This window comes from Brevibacillus fluminis, from assembly GCF_003710825.1.
Lineage (GTDB): Bacteria > Bacillota > Bacilli > Brevibacillales > Brevibacillaceae > Brevibacillus_D > Brevibacillus_D fluminis.
Map to the genome: position 1 here is coordinate 542176 of NZ_RHHQ01000007.1, position 24636 is coordinate 566811.

Below are 24636 nucleotides of genomic sequence, written 5' to 3' on the forward strand. Positions count from 1 at the left end.
AAAAAAGTATAAGTATATTGAAATTAAATGAAGTAGAATAAAAAGTAATTTCAATATAGTCAAACAACAGGAGAGACGTAGCAGTGAACAAAGTAGAGAAAATCAGTAAGTTCGTAGGCAGTACGTTTTCAGTTTGGGTCCTATTATTCGCCATCATCGGATTTTTCGTTCCGCAAGCATTTGTCGGTATGAAGGCAAACATTTCGTTGCTTTTGGGCATTATCATGTTCGGTATGGGACTGACCCTGTCCGCAGCCGATTTCCAGGAAGTGTTCCGCCGCCCGATCGACGTGCTGATCGGCGTGGTCGGCCATTATTTGATCATGCCGGCGCTCGCTTATTTTTTGGCGATAGCGCTCCAGCTTCCGCCTGATATCGCAGTTGGTGTCATCCTCGTTGGCTGCTGCCCGAGCGGGACAGCTTCCAATGTCATGACGTTCTTGGCGAAAGGCGACGTTGCGCTTGGCGTTTCAGTCGCATCGGTTTCGACATTGATCGCGCCAATCGCAACACCGGGAATCATTTCCTTGCTGGCAAACAAATGGATGACGATCAATACACAATCGCTGATCCTTGACATCATTGAAGTCGTTATCGTTCCGATCGTCCTCGGCGTAATCGTGAAAGCCTTGTTCAAAAAACAAGCCGAAGCGAGCGTCAAAGCGCTCCCATTGGTTTCGACAATCGCCATCGTACTGATCGTCGGCATCGTCGTCGCCATCAACAAAGGGAAAATTCTCGAAACAGGCGGCATCATCTTCGCTGTCGTGATTTTGCACAACCTTCTCGGATACCTGTTGGGGTATTTATTTGCGGAAATGTTCGGTTTGAACCTCGCCAAACGCAAGGCGATCACACTGGAGACCGGCATGCAAAACTCCGGACTGGGCGCGGCCCTGGCTGCAGCGCATTTCAATCCGATTGCAGCGGTTCCAAGCGCGATCTTCAGCGTCTGGCACAACATTTCAGGTTCGCTCTTGGCGACATGGTTTGCCAAGCGAGAAGAAAAGCGCTCCGTCTAGAAAAGCAGATTGACATGCGATTCACCCGTTTTCTATAATAGGCTTACGAGATCAATTTGTACGAATGTTCGATATTTTGCGATGACAAGGACGAGTAACGGAAAAGCGTGATGCCAGAGAGCCGTTTGTTTTGCTGAAAGAACGGTCATCACCTGTCCGTGAAAATCACCTTGGAGCTGCGCCGCGAACAGGCTCTTAGGCCTCAGTAGCAAGCGACGTCCTCGTCCGGCGTTAACGGATGCGAGTCACCACTGGTGACTTAGTCGAGCCTGCCGCTCGCAAGACGGCAGGGAAGCTGAGTGGTACCGCGAGCCAAGAACCTCGCCTCAGCAACCAGGCCCCACAAAAGGGGTCGGTTGCTTGGGTGAGGTTTTTTTATTGATAACAAGACGCGATGACAAGGACAAGTAGAGGAATCAGCAGATGCCAGAGAGCCGTTCGAATTGCTGAAAGAACGGTCATCCGCTCTCCATCGAAACATCACCTTGGAGCAGCGCTGTGAACAGGTGTTTTCGGCCTCAGTAGCGAGCGACGTCTCATCCGGCGGTAACGGATGCGAGTCACCACAGGTGACTTAATCGAGCCTGCCGCTCGCAAGACGGTAGGGAAGCTGAGTGGTACCGCGAGTATGCCTTCGCCTCAGCAATCGGATGGACTGCCAGTGTGTAGTCGGCCGGTTGCGGGCGAGGGCTTTTTTTCATACAAAAAATAATTCAACAAAGGAGAGAGAAGAATGAACCAAACTTTTACTTTGGTCGTGAATGACCAGCCAGACGTTTTGCTGCGCATCATCGGTGTCCTGACCCGCTACAATGTCTGCATCAAAAGCTTTTCGCATGTCCCGGCAGAAGAGGAAGGAACGGCAATCATGACATTCAGCGCGTTCTTTGAAGAGAAATGGTACGATCTCGTTCTCAAGCAGCTGGTCAAGCTGATCGATGTAATCGAGCTAAAAGCGACGTAGGCACACCTCCAGACATGCCAGCCTGCATCGTTACGACTCAAGCGCAAGGCTGGCATGTCAGTCTGTCACGGCCGATTGTTTTTGCCGATGGAGCTGGCAGTTCCACGATACACCCGGTGGAAATTTGCTGATCTGAAATTTTGCATATTTGGAAATAGTCAATCCTTGAAAATTGGAAGAGATTGTACTAATATGTTCGGTGGGCATAGCAATATTTTATATATCGGAAAAAGTGATAATTGAATGAATTAAGTTCGAAAAAGGCAAACTCATTGAAAAATGGGGACGCAAAGCTAAAGGGGCTTCCATGTCATCAAAAACATGTTGCCAGCCAGCTACCGAGTAGTGTACATGTTGGTGTCCGCAGGTCACGATCCTTTTCGAATGCTGAAAAGGGTCGTTTCTTTTTGGCAGGAAAATCGCGGAGTAGCTGGGGAGGAGAGCGCAAGCGGATGTGAAATGACATTGCCGATTGTTTAATTTCGCTTACATAGAAAGGCTGGAGAAGAAGTTCATGCTTCGTTTTGAAAAAGAGAGTCGTCTATTATATGGGATTAGGCATCCTGTCCTGTCCATCTCCGGTTTCATTCTTCTGCTTCTCCTAATTGTGATGATCGACGGCTTCGTGTTCCCGTATAAAGACCTAAAAGGCATTTATCTCATTCCTCTACTTACGGCCGGCTGTGTGTTTTGGCGAAATATGCCGCTGCAGCTAATCATCGCCAGCCTCATCACATGGCTGTGGTACTTTTTTCCTCCCTATGTAAGCCAGCATTTCGTGCAAATTCTGCTTCAATGGCTTACCAATGTACTAGCGGTCATTGCTATCTCCACGTTGATCAAACTCTATCTTGCGGAAAAAGATCATACGCTCGAGCTGACGGTGGCGCTTGCCAAATCGTTGGACTCGCGCGATCCGCATACGGCGTGCCACTCTGAAAATGTGGCGCACTATGCGGTATTAATTGCCAAGGAGCTTGGACTGCCAAAGCGCATCTGCCAGCAGGTGTATTTGGGTGGACTTTTGCATGACATCGGCAAAATTGGCGTTCCGGAATCGATCCTGACCAAACCTGGACGGCTGACCAAAGAGGAATATGAAGTGATCAAGCAGCACCCCAGCATCGGCTTTGAAATGGTCAAACACATCCCTGCCTTTCAAAAACGGGGGATTTTGGACATGATATTGTACCATCATGAACGATACGATGGGACCGGCTATCCAAAAGGGCTTTCGGGCGGGGACATCCCATTGTTTGCGCGCATCATGGCCGTGGCCGATTGCTTTGATGCGATAACCTCGACGAGGGTTTATCGGAAGGAAGCTGAGCTCGCGGTCGCATGCACCGAAATCGAGCGGAACAAAGGCGAGCAATTCGACCCGATAATCGTGGATGCGTTTTTGCGCATGATAGAACAAACAGGGCCCGAAATCTTGCGAACATATCGAAAGTAGCGGATAGTAACCGCGGGAAACGAAACGACAGCGCTCATCGGAGCGCTTTTATTTTTAAACTCAGTGAACGAGAGGGTTTTGTTTTCTGGTGATAACGCGTACAATGGTATCCTGTACAAAAGAATATAGAGGAGGAACTGTACGTGGAAGAAAGACAAACACCCTGGCAGTTCGGCCTGGGCTCCTTGCAATGGTTTATTTTTTTGCTGGCCAATGCAGTGGCGCTGCCGATTGTGATCGGGGGAATCTATCAGCTGCCGCTGCCAAAAGTGATGGAGTTGATGCAGCGAACCTTTTTCGTCGTCGGCGTCACGTCGTTTTTGCAGGGCTGGATCGGACATCGGTTGCCGATAGCGGACGGTCCAGCAGGTTCGTGGGTAGCGGTGTTCACCATTTTTGCCGATATGGCAATCCGGCAAGGACACGATCTCCAGCAGACGTTGCGAATACTGGAAGGCGGCATGATCATGGCAGGACTCTTGCTGATCGTGCTTGGAGCGACGGGCGTGATGGTGCGTATGCGCAAACTGTTTACCCCATTGGTGACAGGTTCGTTTTTGCTCTTGCTTGGCTTTCAGCTGAGCGGCGTTTTCCTGCTCGGCATGCTCGGGGCGCACGGAGAACCGGCGAAAGCTGATTTGCACACCGCGCTGATTTCATTTGGCGTCTTCGTGCTTGTCATCGGGCTGTCGGTATGGGGCAAAGGCTGGATGAGAGGCTACGCCGTTTTGCTCGGCATCATCTCAGGTTGGATTGCTTACTCGCTCAGCGGAAAAAGCGGTGCAGTGCTACCCGCGACGGACTGGTTCCAACTGCCGCGCGTTTTTGCCTGGGGCATGCCGGTTTGGGATAGTGGAATGGCTGTAGCGGTCGTCTTGTTCACTCTGCTTTTGGTATCGAATACGGTGGCGGCTGTAACCGCAGTGAGCCATATGGTTCCCAAGCGTCTGGAAAAGGAAGCGGGAGCTCTGAATGCCGGAGGATGGGCAGGTGGAATCGCACATCTCTTTTCGGCGGTATTTTCAACGGTCGGGATTGTACCACTGCCAGCGAGCGCAGGTTTCATTGGTTTGACGAAACAGCATCGGCTGCGTCCTTTCTTGACGGCATGTATCGCACTTTCGTTGATCTCGCTCGTTCCCGCCGTCATCAGTAAGCTGTCGTTATTGCCTGGACCGGTGGCCAATGCGGCATTGATGGCATCGTTCGTCCAGCTGATCGCACTTGGCTTGCAGACGATAACGCGAGAAGCATTGGATCAACGTAGGCTGACGATACTCGGCGTGACTTTTTTGTTTGGGGTCGGCACGATGTTTTTGCCGAAAACGATTTTCGCACAACTGCCTTCCGTCATTTCCTATGTATGCGGCAACGGATTGCTTTTGGGGACGCTGCTCGCCATCGCACTGGAGCAAGTATGGAAAAAGGAAAAGGAAGTATCTGTTGGTGCATAGTTATGCAAATTTGAATAGAAAAATCAGCGCTGATGTCTGTAAGCGCGTCATTCTAGCAGAATCAGGAACTGGTACGAGAGTTGCAATGTCCGGTTGAAGGAAAGAGAGGGTTGATGGAAACGAAAAAAGCAAGTAGAAACGCACCAAAAGGGATATGTTTGTTTCAACTGGTCCGACCGGTCTTACTGGTATGAATGGGAATGAACATATCTGATACACTCGAAGGAGGTTTTGCCTTTCCATGAATGTAAACACCGAAGCCAATTCTAGCCTCAAAAGGGTCCTCCCGCTTGCATCTGTCGTCTTTTATGGATTTGCCTATTTGATTCCTACCTCTGTATTCGATATGTATGGAATCGTCTCGAGCATGACGCATGGCATGCTTGCCCTTACTCACCTGGTGACGGCGATTGCGATGATTTTTACGGCATACAGCTTTGGGCGAATGGCGGCTGTCTATCCGATTTCGGGTTCGTCGTACACGTATGTCCAGCGTGCCATCAGCCCGTATTTGGGCTTTCTGACCGGTTGGGCACTCTTGAGCGATTATTTGCTGATTCCGATGCTTTCCTATGTAATCGCTGCCAACTATGTGTCGACGGTCTTCCCGCAAATTCCAAGCTGGGTGTGGGTTGTTCTGTTTGCTGGAACCGTAACGTTCATCACGCATATCGGAATTAAAGTGACGGCTTGGGTGAATAACATCATTGTTCTGTTCCAGTTTTTCGTACTGCTTGTTGTTGTCTTTTTTATGTGCAAGCATTTGCTCGGTGGGGGCGGTGCAGCGACGTTTTTCGATTGGAGCGCGTTTTATAACGCCAAGGAGCTTCACCAAGAAGGCGTAGGCTTTGGCGTGATTTTTTCCGGAGCCTCGATTTTGGTGCTTTCCTATCTGGGCTTTGACGCGGTAACGACGCTGGCGGAGGAAACGATCAACCCGCGCGTTACGATTGGCAAAGGGGTTATGATCATCTGCGCCGGGGCGGGAATTGCTTTTACGATCATTTCTTATTTCTTGCTCTTGTCTTGGCCGACTGGCTGGAAGGAATTCGCTGACGTGAACACGGCGTCACTGGAATTGTTCAAGCGTGTCGGATTGGATTCATTGACAGTCATCTATCCGTTTTTGGCAGTCATCGGTGCATTGGCCGGTCCTTTGGCGGCACAGACGTCCTGCTCGCGGATGCTGTACAGCATGGGGCGTGACAATATTTTGCCGAAGAAATTTTTCGGCTATTTGCATCCGAAGCGTTCCACACCGACGTTTAGCATCTTGTTCATCGGTGGGATCAGTATGATCGCCTCGTTTTTGGATTTGACGACAGCGATTTCCTTGGTGAATTTCGGGGCGCTGTTTGGCTTCACGTTTGTGAATATTTCTGTTATTTTCCATTACTTCATCAAGGAGAAAAAACGGAACGGCTTCAATCTGGTTCGCTATCTGATCGTTCCGTTGATCGGAGCGGGCGTGTGCCTGACGTTCCTGTTGAATCTGGATGGGAATGCGAAAACAGTTGGTTTCATTTGGTTAGTAATCGGTTTGATCTACTTGGCGATTCACACAAACTTTTTCAGAAAGCTGCCGCCTGAGCTGAAGCTGGATCAGTAAGGGGCCGATTACGAATACAGAAAGGGGAGTGTAACGGATGAGCACGGGTTATTGGCTGACCAATGTGCGGCTGGAAAGCGGCTTTTGCTTGGAACACGGTGAGGTTGTCGGGACGACGACTGAAAATTGCCGAATCAGAATTGAAAACGGCGTCATCGCGGAAATTGTTTCGTCCGAGCAGCCGATAGAGACGGAATTGCCGTGTCTGGACGGAGAGGATCTGCTGCTACTGCCAGCGTTTCGCGAAATGCACATCCATTTGGACAAGACGTATTACGGCGGACCGTGGCAGGCGTGCATGCCAGCGACGAGCGTATTTGACCGGATCAAGGAGGAGGAGGAGCTTCTGCTGCGCCAGCTGCCGACGGCACAAGCGCGGGCAGAAGCACTGATTCAGCTCGTGGCCAAGCATGGTGCCACCCACATCCGAACGCACTGCAACATCGATCCGGTCGTCGGGCTGCGCAACCTAGCTGCGACCAAAGCGGCGCTTGCCGGCTATGAGGGGGTCATTTCCTCGGAAATCGTTGCTTTCCCTCAGCACGGTCTCTTGCGCAGCGAATCGGTCGCCCTTATGAAAGCGGCTTTGCAGGAAGGTGCGACGATTGTCGGTGGGGTCGATCCGGCGACGGTAGACGAAAATATCGAAAAATCACTGAACACGATCATCGAGCTTGCGGTGGCGAGTGGAAGCGGAGTCGATCTTCATCTTCATGACGGCGGACAGCTCGGGATACACACGATGAGACAGCTGGCGGCGCTAGTTGTGGAGGCGAGGTTGCAAGGCAAGGCGATGGTGAGCCATGCGTTTGCATTGGCTGACGTTGCGCCTGCGGAAGCGGCCGATGTTGCAGCGGAGCTCGCTTATGCCGGAATCGGAATTGCATCCACCGTTCCGATTGATATGCCGACGATTCCCATACCACTCTTGCATGAAAAAGGCGTGAGCGTATGCCTGGGCAATGACAGCATCACAGACCACTGGGACCCATTTGGCACTGGTGACCTGCTGCAAAAGGCAAGCCGGATGGCCGAGCGATTTGGCTGGAGCGATGAACGTTCGCTCGCGGAGGCACTAGGTTTCATCACGGGCGGGAAAAAGCCACTTTCTCCGAATGGCGAGCGCGTGTGGCCGGCGGTCGGCGATGAGGCGTCCATGGTGTTGGTTCAGGCGAGCTGCGCGGCAGAAGCGGTAGCGCGGAGGGCAAAACGACGGGCAGTGCTGGCAAAAGGGCAGGTCATCAGCGGAAGCATTCGCCAGGCTGGCCTGCGCTAGGTTAGATGAGAAAGGAGTGGGACGGACGTGCATACACCTTATTGGTTGACCAATGTGTTGATTGAGAACGGATTTTTGCAAAAGGCTGGCGTGGTTTGCGGAACGAAAACAGAGACGGTTCATCTGCGCATCGAAAACGGCAAGATCGCGCAAATCGTTTCGGGCGATACCATCCTCGCAGACAATGCGGAACGAAAAGATGCCAAAGGCCGACTTGCGCTGCCCTCGTTTCGTGAGGCTCACTGCCATCTGGACAAGACGCTGCTTGGCGGAGGGTGGCGGGCAAGCAAGCCATTCCGGTCGATTTGGCAAAGCATCGAAACGGAGACAGAGCAGCTCGCTAGCTGGTCGGTACCGACGGCAGAACGGGCGCGAAACATGCTTGCGATCATGCAGCAGGCAGGCTCCACTCATGTACGGACACATGTCGATCTCTATCCTGAGGTGGGCCTCGCGAATTTGGAAGCGGTGCGCGACGTGCTGGCAGACTATCAAGACATGCTCACCTATGAGATCGTGGCGTTTCCCCAACGGGGCTTACTCCGTTCCCAGTCGGTTGGCCTGATGCGCGAGGCGCTGCGAAATGGCGCAACATTGGTTGGTGGCGTCGATCCCGCCACGATTGACGGGGATACAGAAGCATCGCTGCACGCCATGATGGAGCTTGCGGTCGAAGCTGACGCGGGGATTGATCTTCATCTGCATGATGCCGATCAATTGGGGATCTACACGATCAAACGGCTGGCAGCGATGACGATCGAGGCAGGCTGGCAAGGGCGGGTGACCGTCAGCCACGCCTACTGCCTGGGGGAAATCGCCGTCGAGGAAGCGGCGGATGCCGGCGACATGCTGGCGGCTGCGGGGATCTCGATCATTACGAGCGTGCCGATCGACAGCCAGATGCCCCCGGTGAAACTGCTTACCGAGAAGGGCGTTCGCGTTGCAGTCGGCAGCGATAATATTTATGACAGCTGGTCGCCGTTTGGGAATGGCGATATGCTCGAGCGGGCAAGCCGACTGGCGGAGCGCTTCCGCTGGATCGACGAGCATTCGCTCTCCCGTGCCTTGGCCTACATTACAGGGGGCAAAACCCCGTTGTCGGACGATGGAAAACAGCAATGGCCATTAGAGGGAGACGATGCGAGCCTCGTGCTGGTCGAAGCTTCCTGCTCGGCGGAAGCGGTCGCTCGCGTGGCAGATCGCACGGCTGTTTTACACAAAGGCAAGCTTGTCGCAGGAGAGTAAACGAATCTAAATAGGAGTGCATCGAGCACAAGCATCATAAAAGGTGGAACCAGCCGTTCTGTGGCTGGTTTTTTCCATGTAAACACATAGAATTTCATTGGATGAATGATCCCGAAAAAAACGGAGTTTCCCCATTACCAGATTCGCGTTTCCCTTGTATGATGGAGAAAGGTTTTGCTTTCGCATCGCGCAAGGAGGTCAATTACGGTGAATCGGTTTACTCTCGGGGTCTTTTTTGTCATTCTCTCTGCTGTCGGATTTGGCGTGATGCCCATCATCGCCAAATATGCGTACCAAGGAGGGGTGAATGTTGACACCCTGCTCACGCTGCGTTTTTCGCTGGCATCCATTTTCTTTTTCTTGTATCTCTGGCTAAAAAAAGGGCATCATGTTTCCATCACGAAAAAAGAGTGGTTCGCCCTTGCCTTATACGGGGGCGTCATTTATGCGGTGATTTCCATTCTCTTCTTTTGGTCGATTCAATTCATCCCGGTGTCGCTCGCCTCTCTATTGCTCTACACATATCCGATTTTCGTAGTAGTATTATCCATTATCGTGGAGCGCACGGGAATATCCAAAATGCTCGGCCTTGCCATCCTGCTTTCATTGCTCGGTTTGGCCCTCGTGCTCGGGACTAGCTTTCAGTCAATCAATTACTATGGTGTTCTTCTTGCGGTTTTGTCCAGCATCGGATACGCAGTCCATATCGTTTTGATGAACCGTACCGTACGGAAGCTGCCGCCAATGATCACGACCGCTTTCGTCATCTTGTTTACCGCGATCAGCCAGCTTCTGTTTGGGATCACATGTGGCACGCTGCATACTGACTTTTCGGGCAGTGCGTGGTTATCTATTTTTGCGCTTTGCTTCGTTTCTACGATTTTGCCGCTGCTCACGTTTTTTCTAGGCTTGCAGCTGGTCGGACCGACGAACGCATCGATTCTCAGCACGTTTGAACCGATCGTAACGATCCTTCTGTCGGCGCTGCTGTTTCATGAGACCTTCACCTTGCTTCAGCTGCTGGGCATCGCGGCTGTTCTTATCGGCGCATTCCTCGTAGTCAAGGGCGGCAATAAAAAGTCGGCGGACGAGCCTGTAGCCGTCGCGGAAAAATTATAGCGGGTTTAAAGGAGTAGTGATCATATGCAAAAAGTTCTTGTGTTGTACGGCAGTTCCCGAGAAAACGGGAATTCGGAAAAATTGGCCGATCGAGTCGTAGAAGGACTCGGGGCTACCAAAATCTATTTGCGTGAGCATGCTATCACCCCGATTCATGACAAGCGGCATACCGAGGAAGGCTTTCAGCCGGTGGATGATGATTACGACAGCATCGTGCATCAGATGTTAGCGCACGATGTCATTATCTTTGCAACGCCGGTGTACTGGTACGGCATGTCCGGCATCATGAAAAACTTTATCGATCGCTGGTCACAGAGCCTGCGGGATCGCTCCCTGTCATTCAAGGAGAAAATGGGGCACAAAACGGCTTACGTGGTCATGACCGGCTATGACCAGGCCAAGCTGAAGGGGCTTCCGCTCGTGCAGCAATTCCAGCACATTTTCGAGTTCGTCACCACGACGTATGGCGGCTATATTATCGGGGAGGGCAATAAGCCGGATGATATTTTGGTCGATGAATCGGCATTGTTTGAGGCGGATAAATTGAATCGCCGCCTGCGCGGGGAAACAGCCCAGTAATCGATTGACAACGATATCGTGAGCATAGAAAAGGGGACTAGCGCTCGTGCGCTGTCCTTTTTTTGTACAGAAATTCTTTACAAAAAAGTAGCACATTCTCCAGGTTCTCCGTCTTGTTTTCTGAGGGTCCTTCCCCTAGAATGAACCAATGACCAAATTCCGTTTTTAGTCACATGTTCACAATGGGGCAACAGGCTGGGGAAAGGGGAGCTTTTCCATGAATCAGGAAAAACACCAGCACATCGTCAATGCCGCCAAGCAAGCCTTCCAGCACTTTGGCTACAAAGCGACTACACTTGAGCAGATTGCCAAGTATGCGAATATTGGAAAGGGTACCTTTTACAATTTTTTCAAAACAAAAGAGGAAGTGCTGCAATTCATCGTTGAGGAAGAGCTCGTAAAATTGAACCGTTTCGCAGAGGAAACGATGCAAAGTGAGCCGCCACAGATCGAAATGCTGCACAACTACCTGTATACCTGCATGCTTTACCGCAAAGAGCATGATCTGTTCTGCAAGCTTGCGCAAGAAGTCGACGCATTTGGCACGCCGGAAGCAGCGATGTGCTTGCGCCGGCTGGAAGAGGCGGGAGAAAACCAATTGAAAGAGATCATCCATTTTTTGGTTGACAAGAACGTCATGGAGTCATGCGACGTGGAATTAACGGCATTCATTATTCGAGAGCTGTATGCAGCGCTCGTCTACAAATGGGAAAAACAGCATGAGCCGCTCAGCCTGGACCGCATTTCCAGCTTGTTCCGGCAATATGTGCGTCCCGGTTTAGGCCAACGGGAGGTTTCCCTACCTTAGGGTGAAAAGGAGAGAGATTGAAAACGTGAATTCACAAAAGTTGAACAATGGACCTTTGCTGATTTTGATGGTAAACATGTTTATTGCCATGCTCGGGATCGGCTTGATCATTCCGGTTTTGCCGAAATATATGCAATTGTTTGGTGCGACAGGGGCAGATTTGGGGTATTTGGTAGCAGCATTCGGTCTTACGCAATTCCTCTGTTCGCCGATTGCCGGAGAATGGTCCGACAAATACGGGCGAAAGCTGATGATCTGGACCGGTTTAGGCGCTTTTGCGCTGTCACAGCTGATTTTTGCCATGGCGGATTCGATGTGGCTCTTGTATGTGTCTCGTTTGATCGGGGGCATGGGGGCAGCTGCGATGATTCCGTCCATGATGGCGTTCGTGGCGGATATCACCACGAATGAAAACCGCGGGAAAGGGATGGGCCTTTTGGGTGCATCCATGTCGCTCGGATTCGTGATCGGGCCGGGGATCGGCGGGTTTTTGGCGGAGTTTGGCCTACGCGTTCCATTCTATGTATCCGCTGCCGTTGCAGGTTTGGCGACAATCGCCTCGCTGATTTTCCTGAAAGAGACCTTGTCGCACGAAGCGCAGATGGAAGCGAGAAATTCGCAGAAGAAACGGGAGAACATTTTCAAGCAGTTCGCCATGTCGGTGAAAGCGCCGTACTTTGTGCTTTTGATCCTGATTTTCACCTTGACTTTTGGCCTCGCGAATTTTGAAGCGATCTTTGGGCTTTATGTCGACAAGAAATATTCGTACACCCCTACGGACATTTCCATCATCATCACGGTTGGGGCGTTGGTTGGGGTGATCATCCAGTCCATGTTTATCGATAAGCTCTTGAAGCGTTTCGGTGAGAAGAAACTGATGAACGCGAGCTTCCTCATTGCGGCGCTCAGCTTTTTGCTGATGCTGCTGTCGGGCAGCTTCTGGTACACACTGGTAACGTCCTCCATCTTTTTCGTCTTCACGTCCATTTTGCGTCCGGCAATCAATACGCTGCTGTCCAAAATGGCCGGGCAGGAACAAGGCTTCGTTGCAGGGATGAACAATGCCTACATGAGCCTCGGCAATATCGTCGGACCGACACTGGCGGGCATTTTGTTCGATGTCCACGTCAATTTGCCGTATGTGTTCGGCGCAGTGATTTTGCTGGGGAGCCTGGTGATGTCGCTCAGCTGGAACAGACGTACTGCCAGCCAAAAGAACATGGCTACAGCTGTGCAGCGCTGATCGTAGCCTACAATGATTTGGAGAAAGGACAGCCGGTGCCTTTAGCAGGGACCGGCTGTTTTCATATCCAGTATAAAAGATGCAGCATGAGCGAATGGGGCTCAACATACATAAACAACAGGCAAGCACTTTAGCTGGTTTTGGTTTGAGAAAAGGAGTGAAAACAAGTGACCATGTGGGATTTTTCGCAAACGAAGCATCACGTTCTGCTTTGTAACGGAGGGAGTTGCATGCAAAAGGGTGGAGAGGAAGTCACCCAGGCGATCCGTGCCGAAATCAACAAAGCAGGAGCGGATGACATGATTCATACGACGCGAACACGCTGCAACGGCAGATGTGAAGAGGCGTGCGTCGTCATCGTTTATCCGTCTGGGGTATGGCTCAGCGGCGTCCGACCAACTGATGCAGGCGAGATTGTCACCTCCTTGCAAAATGGCGGATTTCTGGAAAGGCTGGTCTCGCACGTGTATCAGTCGGATCATTTTATACGTTCGGAACATACGAAAAAAGGAATGCGGAAATTGAAATAATGGATGATGGCTACCTTCGCGACGTGGCCAGAAGATAATACTTGCCCATCTGCTTGATAGCAAGCTGATCGCTGCTGTTGCTGCCTTTGATTTCATACACCATCCGGGTGCCCCGAATAAATGACGCCTGGCCCAAATGGGTGCCTATCTCACGCGTCGGCAATTGTTGATCAGATACTGCGTATGTTTTTCCGTCCCAAACGACTTCAGCCGGAATAGGGCCGAGCTCTTCCTGGCTGGCAGGGAGAGATTCTTGCCCCGGGACGATTTCAGACGAACCTGTGAGCAAGAGCAAGGAAAGTAAAAGAATCGAAAGATCTTTCATCGTGGGCACCTCCACTCTGGTCTTATCCGAAGGATTCGCTGCTAGGTAGGGGATTCCTTTATTTTCCATCTCGACAACTTTCTACTGAACGTGCGAAAAAGCGCAAACCGTCGCGGTTTTAGACGCAAAACTATCTGTATTGCGGACGCAAGCCTGTGCGGGTTTGTGTTTTTTTGTATGTTCAGAATCGATGCTACAGTGGCTCACCTACCACAAATATATTTTCGACGCCACTGCGTTTTCATGATGTGCCATGCTCGATCCCATGGATCAGAAGGGGTTGACAGCTTGGAATTAGGTTGTATAATACAAGTACATAGTTTCATCATACAACTAAATTCAATTGGGAGCTTCAGAAGGATCCGTCCCTGTCCGCTTTGATGAAATGATACAAGCGGACGCTGAGGAGAATACTACTACCATGCATCCCAAATGGAGGGGAAAGAAAGATATGTCGTCAGATTCGCAGTATCAGGATCTAACCCAACAGCAAAATGCGTTTCGCCAGCCGCTGTCGGTTTGGGTCATCGCATTCGCCTGTGTCATTTCGTTTATGGGAATCGGTCTCGTAGACCCGATTTTGCCGGCGATTGCGAAAAAAATGAACGCAACGCCCAGCCAAGTTTCGCTCTTATTTACAAGTTATAACCTTGTTACTGGCATTGCGATGTTGATTACCGGTTTTGTGTCCAGTCGGTTGGGGACAAAGTGGACGTTAGTTGTTGGCGTGTTCATTATCATCGTCTTCAGCGCACTCGCTGGCAACTCCAATACGATCAATTCGATCGTGTGGCTGCGCGGCGGTTGGGGTTTAGGGAACTCGTTGTTTCTGGCAACCGCATTGTCCGCGATCGTCGGGTTATCGGCCTCCGGGGCTGCCAAGGCAATTATTTTTTATGAAGCGGCGCTCGGGATCGGGATCGCTGTTGGTCCGCTTCTCGGCGGGGAGCTTGGCTCGATTTCCTGGCGTGGCCCGTTCTTTGGCGTTAGCGTGCTGATGGCTGTCGCGTTCCTGTTTTTACTGTTCGTCATGCCGAATGTGGCGAAGCCAAAAAAACCGATCAAACTGTCTGCACCATTCAAAGCGCTTAGCTATCCGGGCCTCTTGACGTTGGGGGGCGTCGCATTTCTGTACAATTTCGGCTTTTTCACGTTGATGGCGTACTCGCCTTATTTAATGGAGCTTAACGAGCGTGGTCTTGGCTTCGTTTTCTTTGGCTGGGGCTTGCTGCTCGCCATCACCTCCGTTTTCGTTGCACCGCGGCTGCAGCAGCGATATGGAACGGTAAAGTCCATCATTTCGGTATTGAGCATTTTTGCGGTGATTTTGCTGGTGATGGGAATCGGTTCTTCCGTTCCGGTCGTAATCATGGCTTGCGTGGTCATCTCCGGGTTTTTCCTTGGTATCAATAACACTTTGATCACGACAGCGGTTATGGAATCCGCACCGGTCGAACGTTCCGTTGCATCTGCTGCATATAGCTTTGTCCGTTTTTTGGGCGGTGGGATTTCGCCATGGCTCGCAGGCAAACTGGCGGAAATGTTCAACCCGAGCGTGCCGTTTATTTTCGGTGGTGTGATGGTTTTGCTCGGCGTGCTGTTCCTTGCCGTACGTCGCAAACATCTCGCAGGCATTGATTCGGCAATTAATCACCATTAATCGTTTTTTTGTGAGAGTTTGGGAGGGATGGCTTATGTATCAGCGAATATTGGTTCCGGTCGACGGGTCGGCGCATGCGCGTCATGCGGTCCGTTCTGCCAGATGGATTGCGCAAAGCGCCGGGCAAGATATCAGAGTGACCCTTTTGCATGTGAACCCGACGATAACACTCAATGAAGTGGCGATTGATGTGGACGACATCGATCAAATACAGGAGGAGGAAGGTCGCAAAATCGTGGCGGAGGCGCAGGAGTTGTTTGCTGACACCGAGATCCAGTGTGAGGCGGTATGCCGTTTCGGCAATCCGGCGAAAACGATTTGCGAGGTGGCCAAGGAAGGCAACTACGACCTGATCGTCATGGGCAGCAGAGGGCTGGGGCTGCTCAAGGAAATGCTGATCGGCAGCGTCAGCCACGATGTGATTCAAGGTGCGCATTGTCCGGTATTGATTGTGAAATAACCGTTAAAGCAAAATAGAAAAGACAGCAGAGGAGGCTCGTGCCTGCCAATGCTGTCTTTTTTTGCTCGATTTGTGCAGAGATTAGGATGTTGTAGACGTATAAGATTGTCCCAGGGTCTCCGGAATAACCAACTCACCTCTATTACAGAGTCGAACAAAGGCGGAGACGCACTCGGGATCAAAGTGGGTGCCACTTCCCTCAACAATTACTTGCAACGCACGTTCCTGAGACCAAGGCTCGCGATACGATCTTCGCGAGGTCAACGCATCGTAAACGTCTACAATGGCAAGGATTCTTGCGAGCAGTGAAATCTCTGTGCCTTTCAGCTTGTCCGGATACCCGGTCCCGTCCCATTTTTCGTGATGGTGCCGGATGACGGACAGCTCTTCGGTCATGAAGCCAATATATTTACACATCTCGTAAGCGATAACAGGATGTTGCTCGATTACGCTTCTTTCGTCCGAATCCAGCTTTCCTGGTTTATTCAGAATCTCGCTAGGAATCTGTATTTTCCCTACATCGTGAATGAGACCGCCTCTAGCCAGGGCTCGCAATAGTTCGGAGTTTAGATTCATGGCCTGGGCCAATTGCAATCCGTATATGGCAACACGGAAATTGTGACCGGCCGTATATTCATCTTTGGTTTCCGTGGCGACGATCAGATTTTTCATGCTGCTGGAGATGCTAATGCGAAGTTGATCCAAAGATGGATACCCATTCACCTGATGAAATGTTTGAGTTACCGATATGTTCGATCGATACTGGGCGATAATACCAAACAACAGCAGTAAGGCCGACGCTGCGAGGACTACATGATACAGCCACCAGGCCAAAGTCCACATCATGGTTGAGACCATGAAACATTCTGTAATGGAAAGCAGTACGGAACCAAATACGATAGCCGAATGCAGAGGAAATTTGACTAACCGAAATTGCTGAAAGTATCTCTTTGCCGCCCAAAGATACAGGAAGACTGTGAGAATTGCCAAGAGATAATTCAATGGCCCGAAATCGATGGGAATGAAGTTGGAAATGCTGGGTTTAACAAGAGCTGCGATATTCATCAGGATAATAATGATTACCCAACCAACGACAATCCTTCTCCGATGCTTCGACACGACGCGGATAAAGGAGTGGTCTGATGATAGGGTCGAGAGGAAAATCCAAACTGCGCACGTAGTCATCGCGATCTGTGAGGAAACACCTGCCAAGTGGTATTGATCAGCAATAATGAACCCAGGGGTCGAAAGTGCGTGAATGAGAAAAAAACCGTTTAGAGATAAGATCGCTAATGCAAGCATAAGCACACTCATATCCCGAAGTCGAATCCCCGTCCAGCCAACCGCAATTGCACTGATGGCCAAGACAAGGAGTGTTGGAGAAATGACATAAAAGTGAAAACGGGGGAGATCCCACATGGTACTGTGTCCGGGGAACGTTATAAGATACGCATACGCCAGAAGAAGCACGGCAGTAGTTATTGACATGGTTAAGAATAAAGAACGAGGTGAACGTGGCATCATCATTCCAACTTTCCAATTTAAGCTAAATTCCTAGCAATATATTCAGGATTCGACATTTACAGTGTCAAATCCTGTTCGTAACTGTTCGATTATGTCAGGAGGCATGACCGGGATACCTTGATAGATTAGGAGTCGGTCTAAAACGTTATAATTACCGAAAAACGATTTCCTTGCCTTTGCCTGACGTGTGTGCTATTCTTTAACTAACGACCGGTAGGTAGGAGAACTACCGTGAATAAGAGAGGGAAGAGATATGACGTTAGCGCAAATCAAGGCCGTTTCCTTGCCATTGTTCGCTAAGCATGGCTATGAGGGCGCATCGCTTTCTGACATCGCACAAGGCGTGGGCATCAAGAAGCCGTCGATTTACGCACACTTTAAAGGGAAAGAAGACTTGTTCCTCGCTGTTTTTGAAGATGTTCTGCACCATCAGGTAGTGGAGATGGAGCAGCTTCTAGAGGAGATGGATCGCGCGGATACGGAAAAGGTGCTGTACGCCTATTTGCGAGCCAATTGCCTTTATTTTAAACAAGAGGACGTGAAGGCTGCTTTTTTGAAACGGGCGATGCTGTTTCCGCCAGCTGCTTTGGCAGGTGAGCTGCGTGTACGTTTTCTGAAGCAGGAAGAACAACTGCTGGCGAGCCTAACCGGCATTTTCACGGAGGGTTTACAAAAGGGCCACTTGCGTCCCAACAAGCTCAATGATTTGATCGCTGCCTATTTGGCGATGATGGATGGCTTGTTCATCCAGCTTTATTATTACACGGACGAAAATCATGACGAGCGGATCGCTGGTGCCTGGAACATTTTCTGGTCCGGCGTAAAACGATAAATTGACACATAGAGGGGAGACATACAAAATGGCATGGGTATTTTTGATTGTGGCAGGTCTTTTTGAGGTGGTATGGGCGATGGCGATGAAATATAGCGAAGGCTTCTCGCGACTTTGGCCAACGGTGATTACGATTGCGGGGATGATTGTCAGCTTCTACTTTTTGTCGCTGGCCCTTAAATCGCTTCCGATCGGTTCTGCTTACGCGATCTGGACAGGGATCGGCGCGCTTGGCACTGTAATTTTTGGGATGGTCTTTTTGGGTGAACCGCGCCATACGATGAAGCTGGTATTCTCTGCGCTTCTGATCATCAGCATCATTGGCCTGAAAGTAAGCTCCGGTTCCACTGAACAAGGGGAAGCCGATACGAAAACAGTCGCGGTCCAGCAGACCGAGCGGATGTAACCGATCTTTATTTCTTCCATGAAAAAAAGTTCCGGCTCTTTTCAATGCGAAAAAGGGCCGGTCTTTTTTTACGCAAGGAATGCAAAAGTTTTTAACTGCAAAAGGTTTCAACCCGGTCGGTTCAGGGGTACTATCCATATAGAATAGAAACACCGGTTGTGGGGGAGAGAACATGTTAAGGAAAAGTCTGATACTAAAAGCGAACTTGTTTATCGTACTACTTATTTTTCTACTGGCCTCGTGTTTAACCGCCGTCTCCTATTATCGGGATGAAACGATGTATTACGAGAAGCTCAAGGGCATCAGCGCGATGGATGTCATCTTGTGGCAAGCTTATCCGGACGACGTTCAAAAGATCGTCTCCACGATTGAATCCAATCCCGACGCATACAAGACGGATGAAACGATCAAATCTTTCGCACCGATGCTTGAAGGTGCGCTTAAAAAAGATTTGGCGACCAATTCATACCTGATGTTTCCTGGCGTACATACCACGGGCGGCAAAAGCTCGCTCAAACTGATCTTGGCAAACGAGGCGCTGTATCAGGCTGGTGATTTGCCAGGCAGTGAGTACGAAATGTCACCTGAATATTTGCAGGCATACAAAGACTTTGAGGCAACCGGACTCGGCATCTCGAAGCCGTACACCGACCAGTATGGGACGTGGGTGACGATGTTGAGCCCGTTGAAAAATGCCAAAGGCGAGCTCATCGCAGTATTTGGCATCGATTTTGATTACGGCGTGGTGAAAGTCGAGCTCAATCGAGCGCTGTGGGAGAAGATCGGTATTGCAATTGGACTTGAGGCATTGTTTATTGGTATCAGCGTGTTTGTGGTCCGTCGCGCGCTGAAGCCGGTGAAAGAGATGTCGCGCCTCAGCTTGAATGCCGCTAACGGCGATTTAACGGTCACAGCTGCCATCCATTCCAACGATGAGATCGGACAGATGTCCGCCAATTTCAATGCGATGATCGCCAATATGCGTTTGTTGATCGGGCATACGCAGGAGATTACCAACCAGCTGTCAGGCTCCGCTGAGATGTTATTGCAAAATGCCGAGCAAACGGCAAAAGCAAGCGAACAGATCGCAATTGATATTCAGGAGGTTGCGACCGGGGCCGAAGCACAAACCCAAGGGGCAGAAGAGACAGCGCGGGCGATGGAGGAAATGTCGCTCGGCATATTGCGCATCGCCGAATCGGCGTCGCGTGTTTCGGAATCGGCTATCGATGTATCTGGTCACGCGGCACAAGGAAATGACGTGATCCAGACGACGGTCATTCAAATGAATGCGATCAACAATTCGGTCCGCGAATCAGCGAACGTGATCGAAGAGCTGTACAGCCATTCGCAGGAGATCAGCAAAATTACCGATGTCATCACGGATATTTCCAACCAAACCAATCTGTTGGCCTTGAATGCTGCGATCGAGGCAGCGCGGGCGGGTGAACATGGGCGCGGCTTCGCCGTGGTGGCCGACGAGGTACGCAAGCTCGCGGAACAATCGAAAAAGTCTTCCGACCAGATCGCCACGTTAATCGTCGGGGTGCAAGCAGCTACGAGTCGCGCAATGGAGCAGATGGCGCGCGCAGAAAGCGAGGCAAGTGCGGGCGAGACAGTTGCTAACGAGGCAGGACAAGCTTTTGGACGCATCGTCTCCGCGATCCAGGAGGTAACCGGACAGATTCAGGAAGTTTCCGCATCGGCAGAGCAGATGTCCGCCAGCTCGGAGGAAATCACCGCGACGATCGAGCAAGTGGCGGGAACAGCGAAAGATGGCGCCTTGTACAGCCAGAATGTGGCTTCCGCGTCTGAAGAGCAGCTTGCTTCCATGCAAGAAATCAGCTCATCGACGCATCGCCTGAACGAATTAGCACAGGATCTGCGCAAAGCGATCAGTCAGTTCAAACTGTCCTGATAAAAAGGTTGAAATCTGTCTATTTTTCAAAGACAGAATCCCTCTTACAATCTCTTTAAAGACACAAGCTATCGACAAAGGAGAAGGTAAGATGGAAGCCATGCGTTACGCAAAACGAACCTGTACTGATCAAACGAAAATCGATGAATTTTTAAACCTAGCGAAGACGGGTGCGCTGTCCATGGTAGATGGAGAGTTCCCGTATGTCATCCCGCTGAATTTTGTCTGGCATAATGGAGCAATTTACTTCCACGGCGCAGATGCTGGTCGCAAAGAGCGTGTCCTGCAAGCCAACAACAACGTCTGCTTTTTGGTCAGCGAAGAGTACGGGACGATCACCGATCCGGTCCCAGCGGAGACGGACACCGCTTATATGAGTGTGATGCTTTTTGGAAAGGCGGAGCGGATCACCGAGCTGTCACAGGCGACCGGTGCTTTGCAAGCAATGCTCGATAAATATGTGCCTGGCTATTATGAGCAACAATTGTCGCGCCAGCATGTGGAAAAATACCGTTCGTCACACGGCGCGCAGGTGGCGGTGTACAAGATCACACCGACAGAGGTGTCAGCCAAAGTGAATCCCGTCAATGAGCAGAAAATGTTCATGCCTGGCCGACGGATGCAGCAGGACGTATAACGGCAATAGGAGCTAGAAACCAAGCAAAAAATAGACAATCGACATGTAGCGATTCGCAAGCTTGCCAACGTAAGCGAGCAGGCCAAGTGATTGACCCCAACGGTTTTTCGAAAAGCCGTTAGGGTCTTTTTTTCTGCTCGTTTTACCATGCGCGCATGGTGGAAAAACAGCCAGATGTAGGTTTGTGTGGAAAAATTTTCGAGAAGTGTGCTACAATCATATTTACTGTGTTTTTAGAATCATTACACATTATTTACTTATACGCGAATAGGTGGGGATCGTTTTGTTTGGAAAAAAATGGACTAGTGTGCTGCTCGCCACTGCTCTGATGAGCCCAGTGGCTGCGTTTGCGCAAGGGACAGGACAAGCACCTGCAAAGGAAGCAGCAAAGGCTTCCGTGATTGCTCCGGCAGATGCCGTATTTACGAATGGTGTCGTTTACACCGTGGACCGCAATCGCAATGTCGTACAGGCAATAGCGATTCGGGGCGACAAAATCGTCTACGTTGGCAGCGACGAAGGAGCAAGAGCATTTATCGGTGCGAAAACCAAAGTGACCGATTTACAAGGAAAAATGGTGCTCCCCGGCTTTATCGATAGCCATACGCATGCGAGCAAAACAACGGGATTGATTTACTCGATCGACCTGTTCGACGGTGACTCGATCGAGAAATACGTCGAGATCATTCAGGCGTTTGTCAAAGAACATCCGAAGGAGCCGACGCTGCAAGGACGTGGCTGGAGCAATCCGGTGGCGCCGGGAATCGGCCCGCGCAAGGAAGTGCTGGACCAAATCGTACCGACAACGCCAATTGCGCTCACGTCGGATGACGGCCACTCGCTGTGGGTCAATTCGGCAGCTATGAAGCTCGCTGGTATCACAAAAGATACACCAAATCCCACAGGCGGTGTAATCGAACACGATTCGAAGACCGGCGAACCGTCTGGAACGCTGCGCGAAAAAGCGATGGATCTGGTTTTGAAAAAAATCGGGGGCTACACGGTGCAGCAGTATGAGACCGGGATTGAGGCTTACCAGCAAAAAGCGATAGAACGCGGTGTCACGACCGTGCGTGACCCGGATTTGCTGCGTTACCCGAATGTGCTGGAAGCGTATGAGGAGCTGGCCAAGGAAAACAAGCTGACCATCCGCTTCCGCAACGCGATCACCGCCAATCCGGACAAAGGCCCGGAGCAGGTGGCCGAGTTCGTGAAAATTCGCGACCGCAATCAAACGCCACTGTTCCAGATCAATTCAGTCAAAATTTTTATGGACGGTGTCGTTGAAGGCGCTACCGCGTATCTGGAAAAACCGTATGAGCACAAGCATACGAACGGGGAACTGATCTGGAAGCCAGAAGTGTATCAAAAGACAGCTGCGGCTGCGGACAAAGCGGGCTTCCAGCTGCACATCCATTCCATCGGCGACGCTTCCACACGCATCGCTTTGGATGGAATGGCCTATGCCGAGCAGCAAAACGGCGACCACGATGCGCGCCATTCCCTTGTCCATCTCCAGCTGGTGAATCCGCAAGATATCGAGCGCTTCAAAAAGCTCGGTGCGGTCGGCATCGTCCAACCGTTCTGGTTCATGCAAGAGGACGGCTATTACGATGAGATCGAAGTGCCGTATTTGGGCCAAGAGCGTGCGGAAAAAGAATATCCGATGAAAAGCCTGATTAATCAAGGGGTGCATGTTGCCTCCTCAAGCGACTATGTCGTGACACCGGAATTCAACCCGTTGAACGGCATCCAGCAAGGAATCACCCGGATCGCTGACGGCGAAACCGATCCAAAAAAAATTGCCAACCCAGAAGAGCGCGCGACATTGCCTGACATGATCGCCAGCTTCACCATCGAGGGCGCTTATGCTAACCATGTGGATGACATCACGGGTTCGATCGAGCTGGGCAAAAAAGCTGACATCATCGTACTGGACAAAAATCTGTTCGCCATCCCAGTCACACAGATCAAAGATGCGAAAGTGCTGCTGACGATGGTCGAGGGAAAAGAAGTGTTTCATCGGGCGGTAGAGAAGAAGTAAGAGTAAGAGCGGCCATCGCAGCGAGCGGTGGCTGTTTTTTTGTGGATGCGGTGGAAGTGTGCAACGAATCGTAAATCAATTGTAAAAGTCGTGGACAAATAGCAATAGATCCGCAAGAATCCGCTATACTTGCAAATGGAGGGAACAACTAACAGTAAATCCCTGGGAAGAGGAGAAGGAGTTGGACTTGATGCCACATGGAGAGGCAAAACGATATAAGACCGACTGGCAAACGATTTGGAATGTACTGCTCATCTCAACGAAATTGGGCCTGACTTCATTTGGTGGACCCATTGCCCATCTCGGTTATTTTCACAATGAATACGTTCGTCGCCAAAAATGGATCGATGAGCGAAGCTACGCAGATTTGGTTGCGTTGTGCCAGTTTTTGCCCGGACCAGCCAGCAGCCAGGTTGGGATCGGAATCGGTGTCATGCGAGCGGGAATGTTGGGGGGAATCGCTGCGTGGATCGGGTTTACATGGCCGTCTGTCATAGCGCTTGTCTTGTTTGCTTTTGGAATAGGGGGGATGGATCTCGCGCATGCCGGCTGGATACACGGTTTAAAGCTAGTCGCCGTAGCAATTGTCGCACAAGCGATTATCAGCATGGGCCAAAAGCTCGTGCCGGACCGCAGCAGAGCAACCATCGCGTTAGGGACAGCAGCGATCACGTTACTTTGGCCGTCGAGTGTCGGTCAGGTGATTCTGATTGTTGTTGCAGGTATCATTGGTACACTTCTATATAGGAAAGCTGAAAGCAGTGGTTCACCGAAAATCTGCATCCCCATCCCGCGTATGGCAGCGACGATCTGTCTTGCGTTGTTTTTTGTGCTCCTGTTGGGGCTGCCATTGCTTCGCAATCTGTATCCGTTACCAGGGATAACACTTTTCGACGCTTTCTATCGGGCGGGCTCGCTTGTTTTCGGTGGTGGGCATGTCGTCCTGCCGCTGCTGGAAAAAGAAGTGGTCCCGACCGGCTGGATCAGCAAGGAAGCATTTCTTGCAGGATATGGAGCAGCGCAAGCAGTGCCCGGACCGTTATTTACGTTCGCCGCTTATTTAGGGGCTGTGCGAGGAGGATGGCTTGGCGCGGCAGTTGCGACGCTCGCCATATTTCTGCCGGCTTTTCTGCTCGTGGTCGGTGTGTTGCCTTTTTGGGTGGATATCCGTAAGAGCCCCAAGATTCAAGGGGCGCTCGCAGGGGTTAACGCAGCGGTGGTCGGATTGTTGCTGTGTGCATTTTATGATCCGATTTGGACGAGTACAATCGAAGCTCCGGCTGATTTTGCAGCTGCCGTTGTTTTGTTTCTCATGCTTGTGTTTTGGAAAATGCCGCCGTGGGTGGTTGTGATTGCGGGAATGGTTGTTGGGTGGGTTTTAGCTGTGTGAACGGACAAGGGATGATAAGGTACAAAAAAAGCAAGATGCTTCCTAATTTCCAATGGGCAGCATCTTGCTTTTTGTTCTTTCTTTCATGCTGAGCGCGATTTAGTAAGAAACGAAAATTGACAAGGCCCGATAAAA

Annotated in this window: 22 protein-coding genes, 1 riboswitch and 1 other annotated feature; of the genes, 20 read left to right on the plus strand and 2 right to left on the minus strand. The window is 50.8% G+C overall.

Annotation, left to right across the window (positions count from 1 at the left end; translation table 11 throughout):
• Nucleotides 1–83 precede the first annotated feature (83 nt).
• The 12 genes from EDM56_RS09310 to EDM56_RS09370 all read left to right on the plus strand — a co-directional run bounded on the left by EDM56_RS09310 (nt 84) and on the right by EDM56_RS09370 (nt 13305).
• The gene (locus EDM56_RS09310) at nt 84–1022 is read left to right on the plus strand and encodes a bile acid:sodium symporter family protein (protein WP_122917607.1); all 939 of its coding nucleotides are present in this window, start codon (nt 84–86) and stop codon (nt 1020–1022) included.
• A gap of 72 nt (nt 1023–1094) precedes the next feature.
• Nucleotides 1095–1354, plus strand: a binding site (T-box leader).
• Nucleotides 1355–1755: 401 nt separating this feature from the next.
• Nucleotides 1756–1986 (plus strand): ACT domain-containing protein, encoded by a 231-nt coding sequence (locus EDM56_RS09320; RefSeq protein ID WP_122917609.1) that lies wholly within the window; start codon nt 1756–1758, stop codon nt 1984–1986.
• A 252-nt stretch (nt 1987–2238) separates the two neighbouring features.
• A riboswitch (cyclic di-GMP riboswitch) is annotated at nt 2239–2329 on the plus strand.
• A gap of 171 nt (nt 2330–2500) precedes the next feature.
• Nucleotides 2501–3442 carry an HD-GYP domain-containing protein gene (locus tag EDM56_RS09325; RefSeq protein WP_246009320.1) on the plus strand — a complete coding sequence of 314 codons (942 nt, stop codon included), beginning with the start codon at nt 2501–2503 and terminating at the stop codon, nt 3440–3442.
• Between the two features lie 143 nt (nt 3443–3585).
• Nucleotides 3586–4896, plus strand: a complete 1311-nt coding sequence (locus EDM56_RS09330; protein ID WP_246009321.1) for a purine/pyrimidine permease — start codon at nt 3586–3588, stop codon at nt 4894–4896.
• 241 nt (nt 4897–5137) lie between these two features.
• Nucleotides 5138–6505, plus strand: coding sequence for an APC family permease (locus EDM56_RS09335; RefSeq protein WP_122917610.1), 1368 nt, complete (start codon nt 5138–5140; stop codon nt 6503–6505).
• A 37-nt stretch (nt 6506–6542) separates the two neighbouring features.
• Nucleotides 6543–7781 carry an amidohydrolase gene (locus tag EDM56_RS09340; protein ID WP_122917611.1) on the plus strand — a complete coding sequence of 413 codons (1239 nt, stop codon included), beginning with the start codon at nt 6543–6545 and terminating at the stop codon, nt 7779–7781.
• Between the two features lie 27 nt (nt 7782–7808).
• Nucleotides 7809–9026 (plus strand): amidohydrolase, encoded by a 1218-nt coding sequence (locus tag EDM56_RS09345; RefSeq protein WP_122917612.1) that lies wholly within the window; start codon nt 7809–7811, stop codon nt 9024–9026.
• Nucleotides 9027–9233: 207 nt separating this feature from the next.
• Nucleotides 9234–10145, plus strand: coding sequence for a DMT family transporter (locus EDM56_RS09350; protein ID WP_221175969.1), 912 nt, complete (start codon nt 9234–9236; stop codon nt 10143–10145).
• Between the two features lie 24 nt (nt 10146–10169).
• Nucleotides 10170–10724, plus strand: coding sequence for a flavodoxin family protein (locus tag EDM56_RS09355; RefSeq protein ID WP_122917613.1), 555 nt, complete (start codon nt 10170–10172; stop codon nt 10722–10724).
• Between the two features lie 217 nt (nt 10725–10941).
• Nucleotides 10942–11532: a TetR/AcrR family transcriptional regulator gene (locus EDM56_RS09360; protein ID WP_122917614.1), complete on the plus strand. Its 591-nt coding sequence runs from the start codon at nt 10942–10944 to the stop codon at nt 11530–11532.
• Between the two features lie 25 nt (nt 11533–11557).
• Nucleotides 11558–12775 carry an MFS transporter gene (locus EDM56_RS09365; protein ID WP_122917677.1) on the plus strand — a complete coding sequence of 406 codons (1218 nt, stop codon included), beginning with the start codon at nt 11558–11560 and terminating at the stop codon, nt 12773–12775.
• 167 nt (nt 12776–12942) lie between these two features.
• The gene (locus EDM56_RS09370) at nt 12943–13305 is read left to right on the plus strand and encodes a (2Fe-2S) ferredoxin domain-containing protein (RefSeq protein WP_122917615.1); all 363 of its coding nucleotides are present in this window, start codon (nt 12943–12945) and stop codon (nt 13303–13305) included.
• A gap of 10 nt (nt 13306–13315) precedes the next feature.
• Here the strand turns inward: EDM56_RS09370 and EDM56_RS09375 are convergent, their stop codons facing one another.
• Nucleotides 13316–13630 carry a hypothetical protein gene (locus EDM56_RS09375; RefSeq protein WP_122917616.1) on the minus strand — a complete coding sequence of 105 codons (315 nt, stop codon included), beginning with the start codon at nt 13628–13630 and terminating at the stop codon, nt 13316–13318.
• A 451-nt stretch (nt 13631–14081) separates the two neighbouring features.
• Here EDM56_RS09375 and EDM56_RS09380 point away from each other — a divergent pair, with 451 nt between their 5' ends.
• Entirely contained in the window at nt 14082–15290 is a 1209-nt protein-coding gene (locus tag EDM56_RS09380; protein WP_122917617.1) for an MFS transporter, read from the plus strand.
• A gap of 34 nt (nt 15291–15324) precedes the next feature.
• Nucleotides 15325–15750, plus strand: a complete 426-nt coding sequence (locus EDM56_RS09385; protein ID WP_122917618.1) for a universal stress protein — start codon at nt 15325–15327, stop codon at nt 15748–15750.
• A gap of 81 nt (nt 15751–15831) precedes the next feature.
• Here the strand turns inward: EDM56_RS09385 and EDM56_RS09390 are convergent, their stop codons facing one another.
• A complete protein-coding gene (locus EDM56_RS09390; protein ID WP_122917619.1) occupies nt 15832–17277 on the minus strand; it encodes an HD-GYP domain-containing protein in 1446 nt (481 codons plus the stop codon).
• 250 nt (nt 17278–17527) lie between these two features.
• Here EDM56_RS09390 and EDM56_RS09395 point away from each other — a divergent pair, with 250 nt between their 5' ends.
• From EDM56_RS09395 to EDM56_RS09420, 6 genes are all read left to right on the plus strand, one after another.
• Nucleotides 17528–18106 carry a TetR/AcrR family transcriptional regulator gene (locus tag EDM56_RS09395; RefSeq protein ID WP_122917620.1) on the plus strand — a complete coding sequence of 193 codons (579 nt, stop codon included), beginning with the start codon at nt 17528–17530 and terminating at the stop codon, nt 18104–18106.
• Nucleotides 18107–18134: 28 nt separating this feature from the next.
• On the plus strand, nt 18135–18512 hold the full coding sequence (gene sugE, locus EDM56_RS09400) for a quaternary ammonium compound efflux SMR transporter SugE (protein WP_122917621.1): 378 nt from the start codon (nt 18135–18137) through the stop codon (nt 18510–18512).
• A 172-nt stretch (nt 18513–18684) separates the two neighbouring features.
• Nucleotides 18685–20430: a methyl-accepting chemotaxis protein gene (locus EDM56_RS09405; protein ID WP_122917622.1), complete on the plus strand. Its 1746-nt coding sequence runs from the start codon at nt 18685–18687 to the stop codon at nt 20428–20430.
• Nucleotides 20431–20521: 91 nt separating this feature from the next.
• A complete protein-coding gene (locus EDM56_RS09410; RefSeq protein ID WP_122917623.1) occupies nt 20522–21067 on the plus strand; it encodes a pyridoxamine 5'-phosphate oxidase family protein in 546 nt (181 codons plus the stop codon).
• Nucleotides 21068–21350: 283 nt separating this feature from the next.
• Nucleotides 21351–23111, plus strand: a complete 1761-nt coding sequence (locus EDM56_RS09415; RefSeq protein WP_122917624.1) for an amidohydrolase — start codon at nt 21351–21353, stop codon at nt 23109–23111.
• A 190-nt stretch (nt 23112–23301) separates the two neighbouring features.
• Nucleotides 23302–24501, plus strand: coding sequence for a chromate transporter (locus tag EDM56_RS09420; RefSeq protein ID WP_122917625.1), 1200 nt, complete (start codon nt 23302–23304; stop codon nt 24499–24501).
• The last annotated feature ends 135 nt before the right edge of the window (nt 24502–24636 follow it).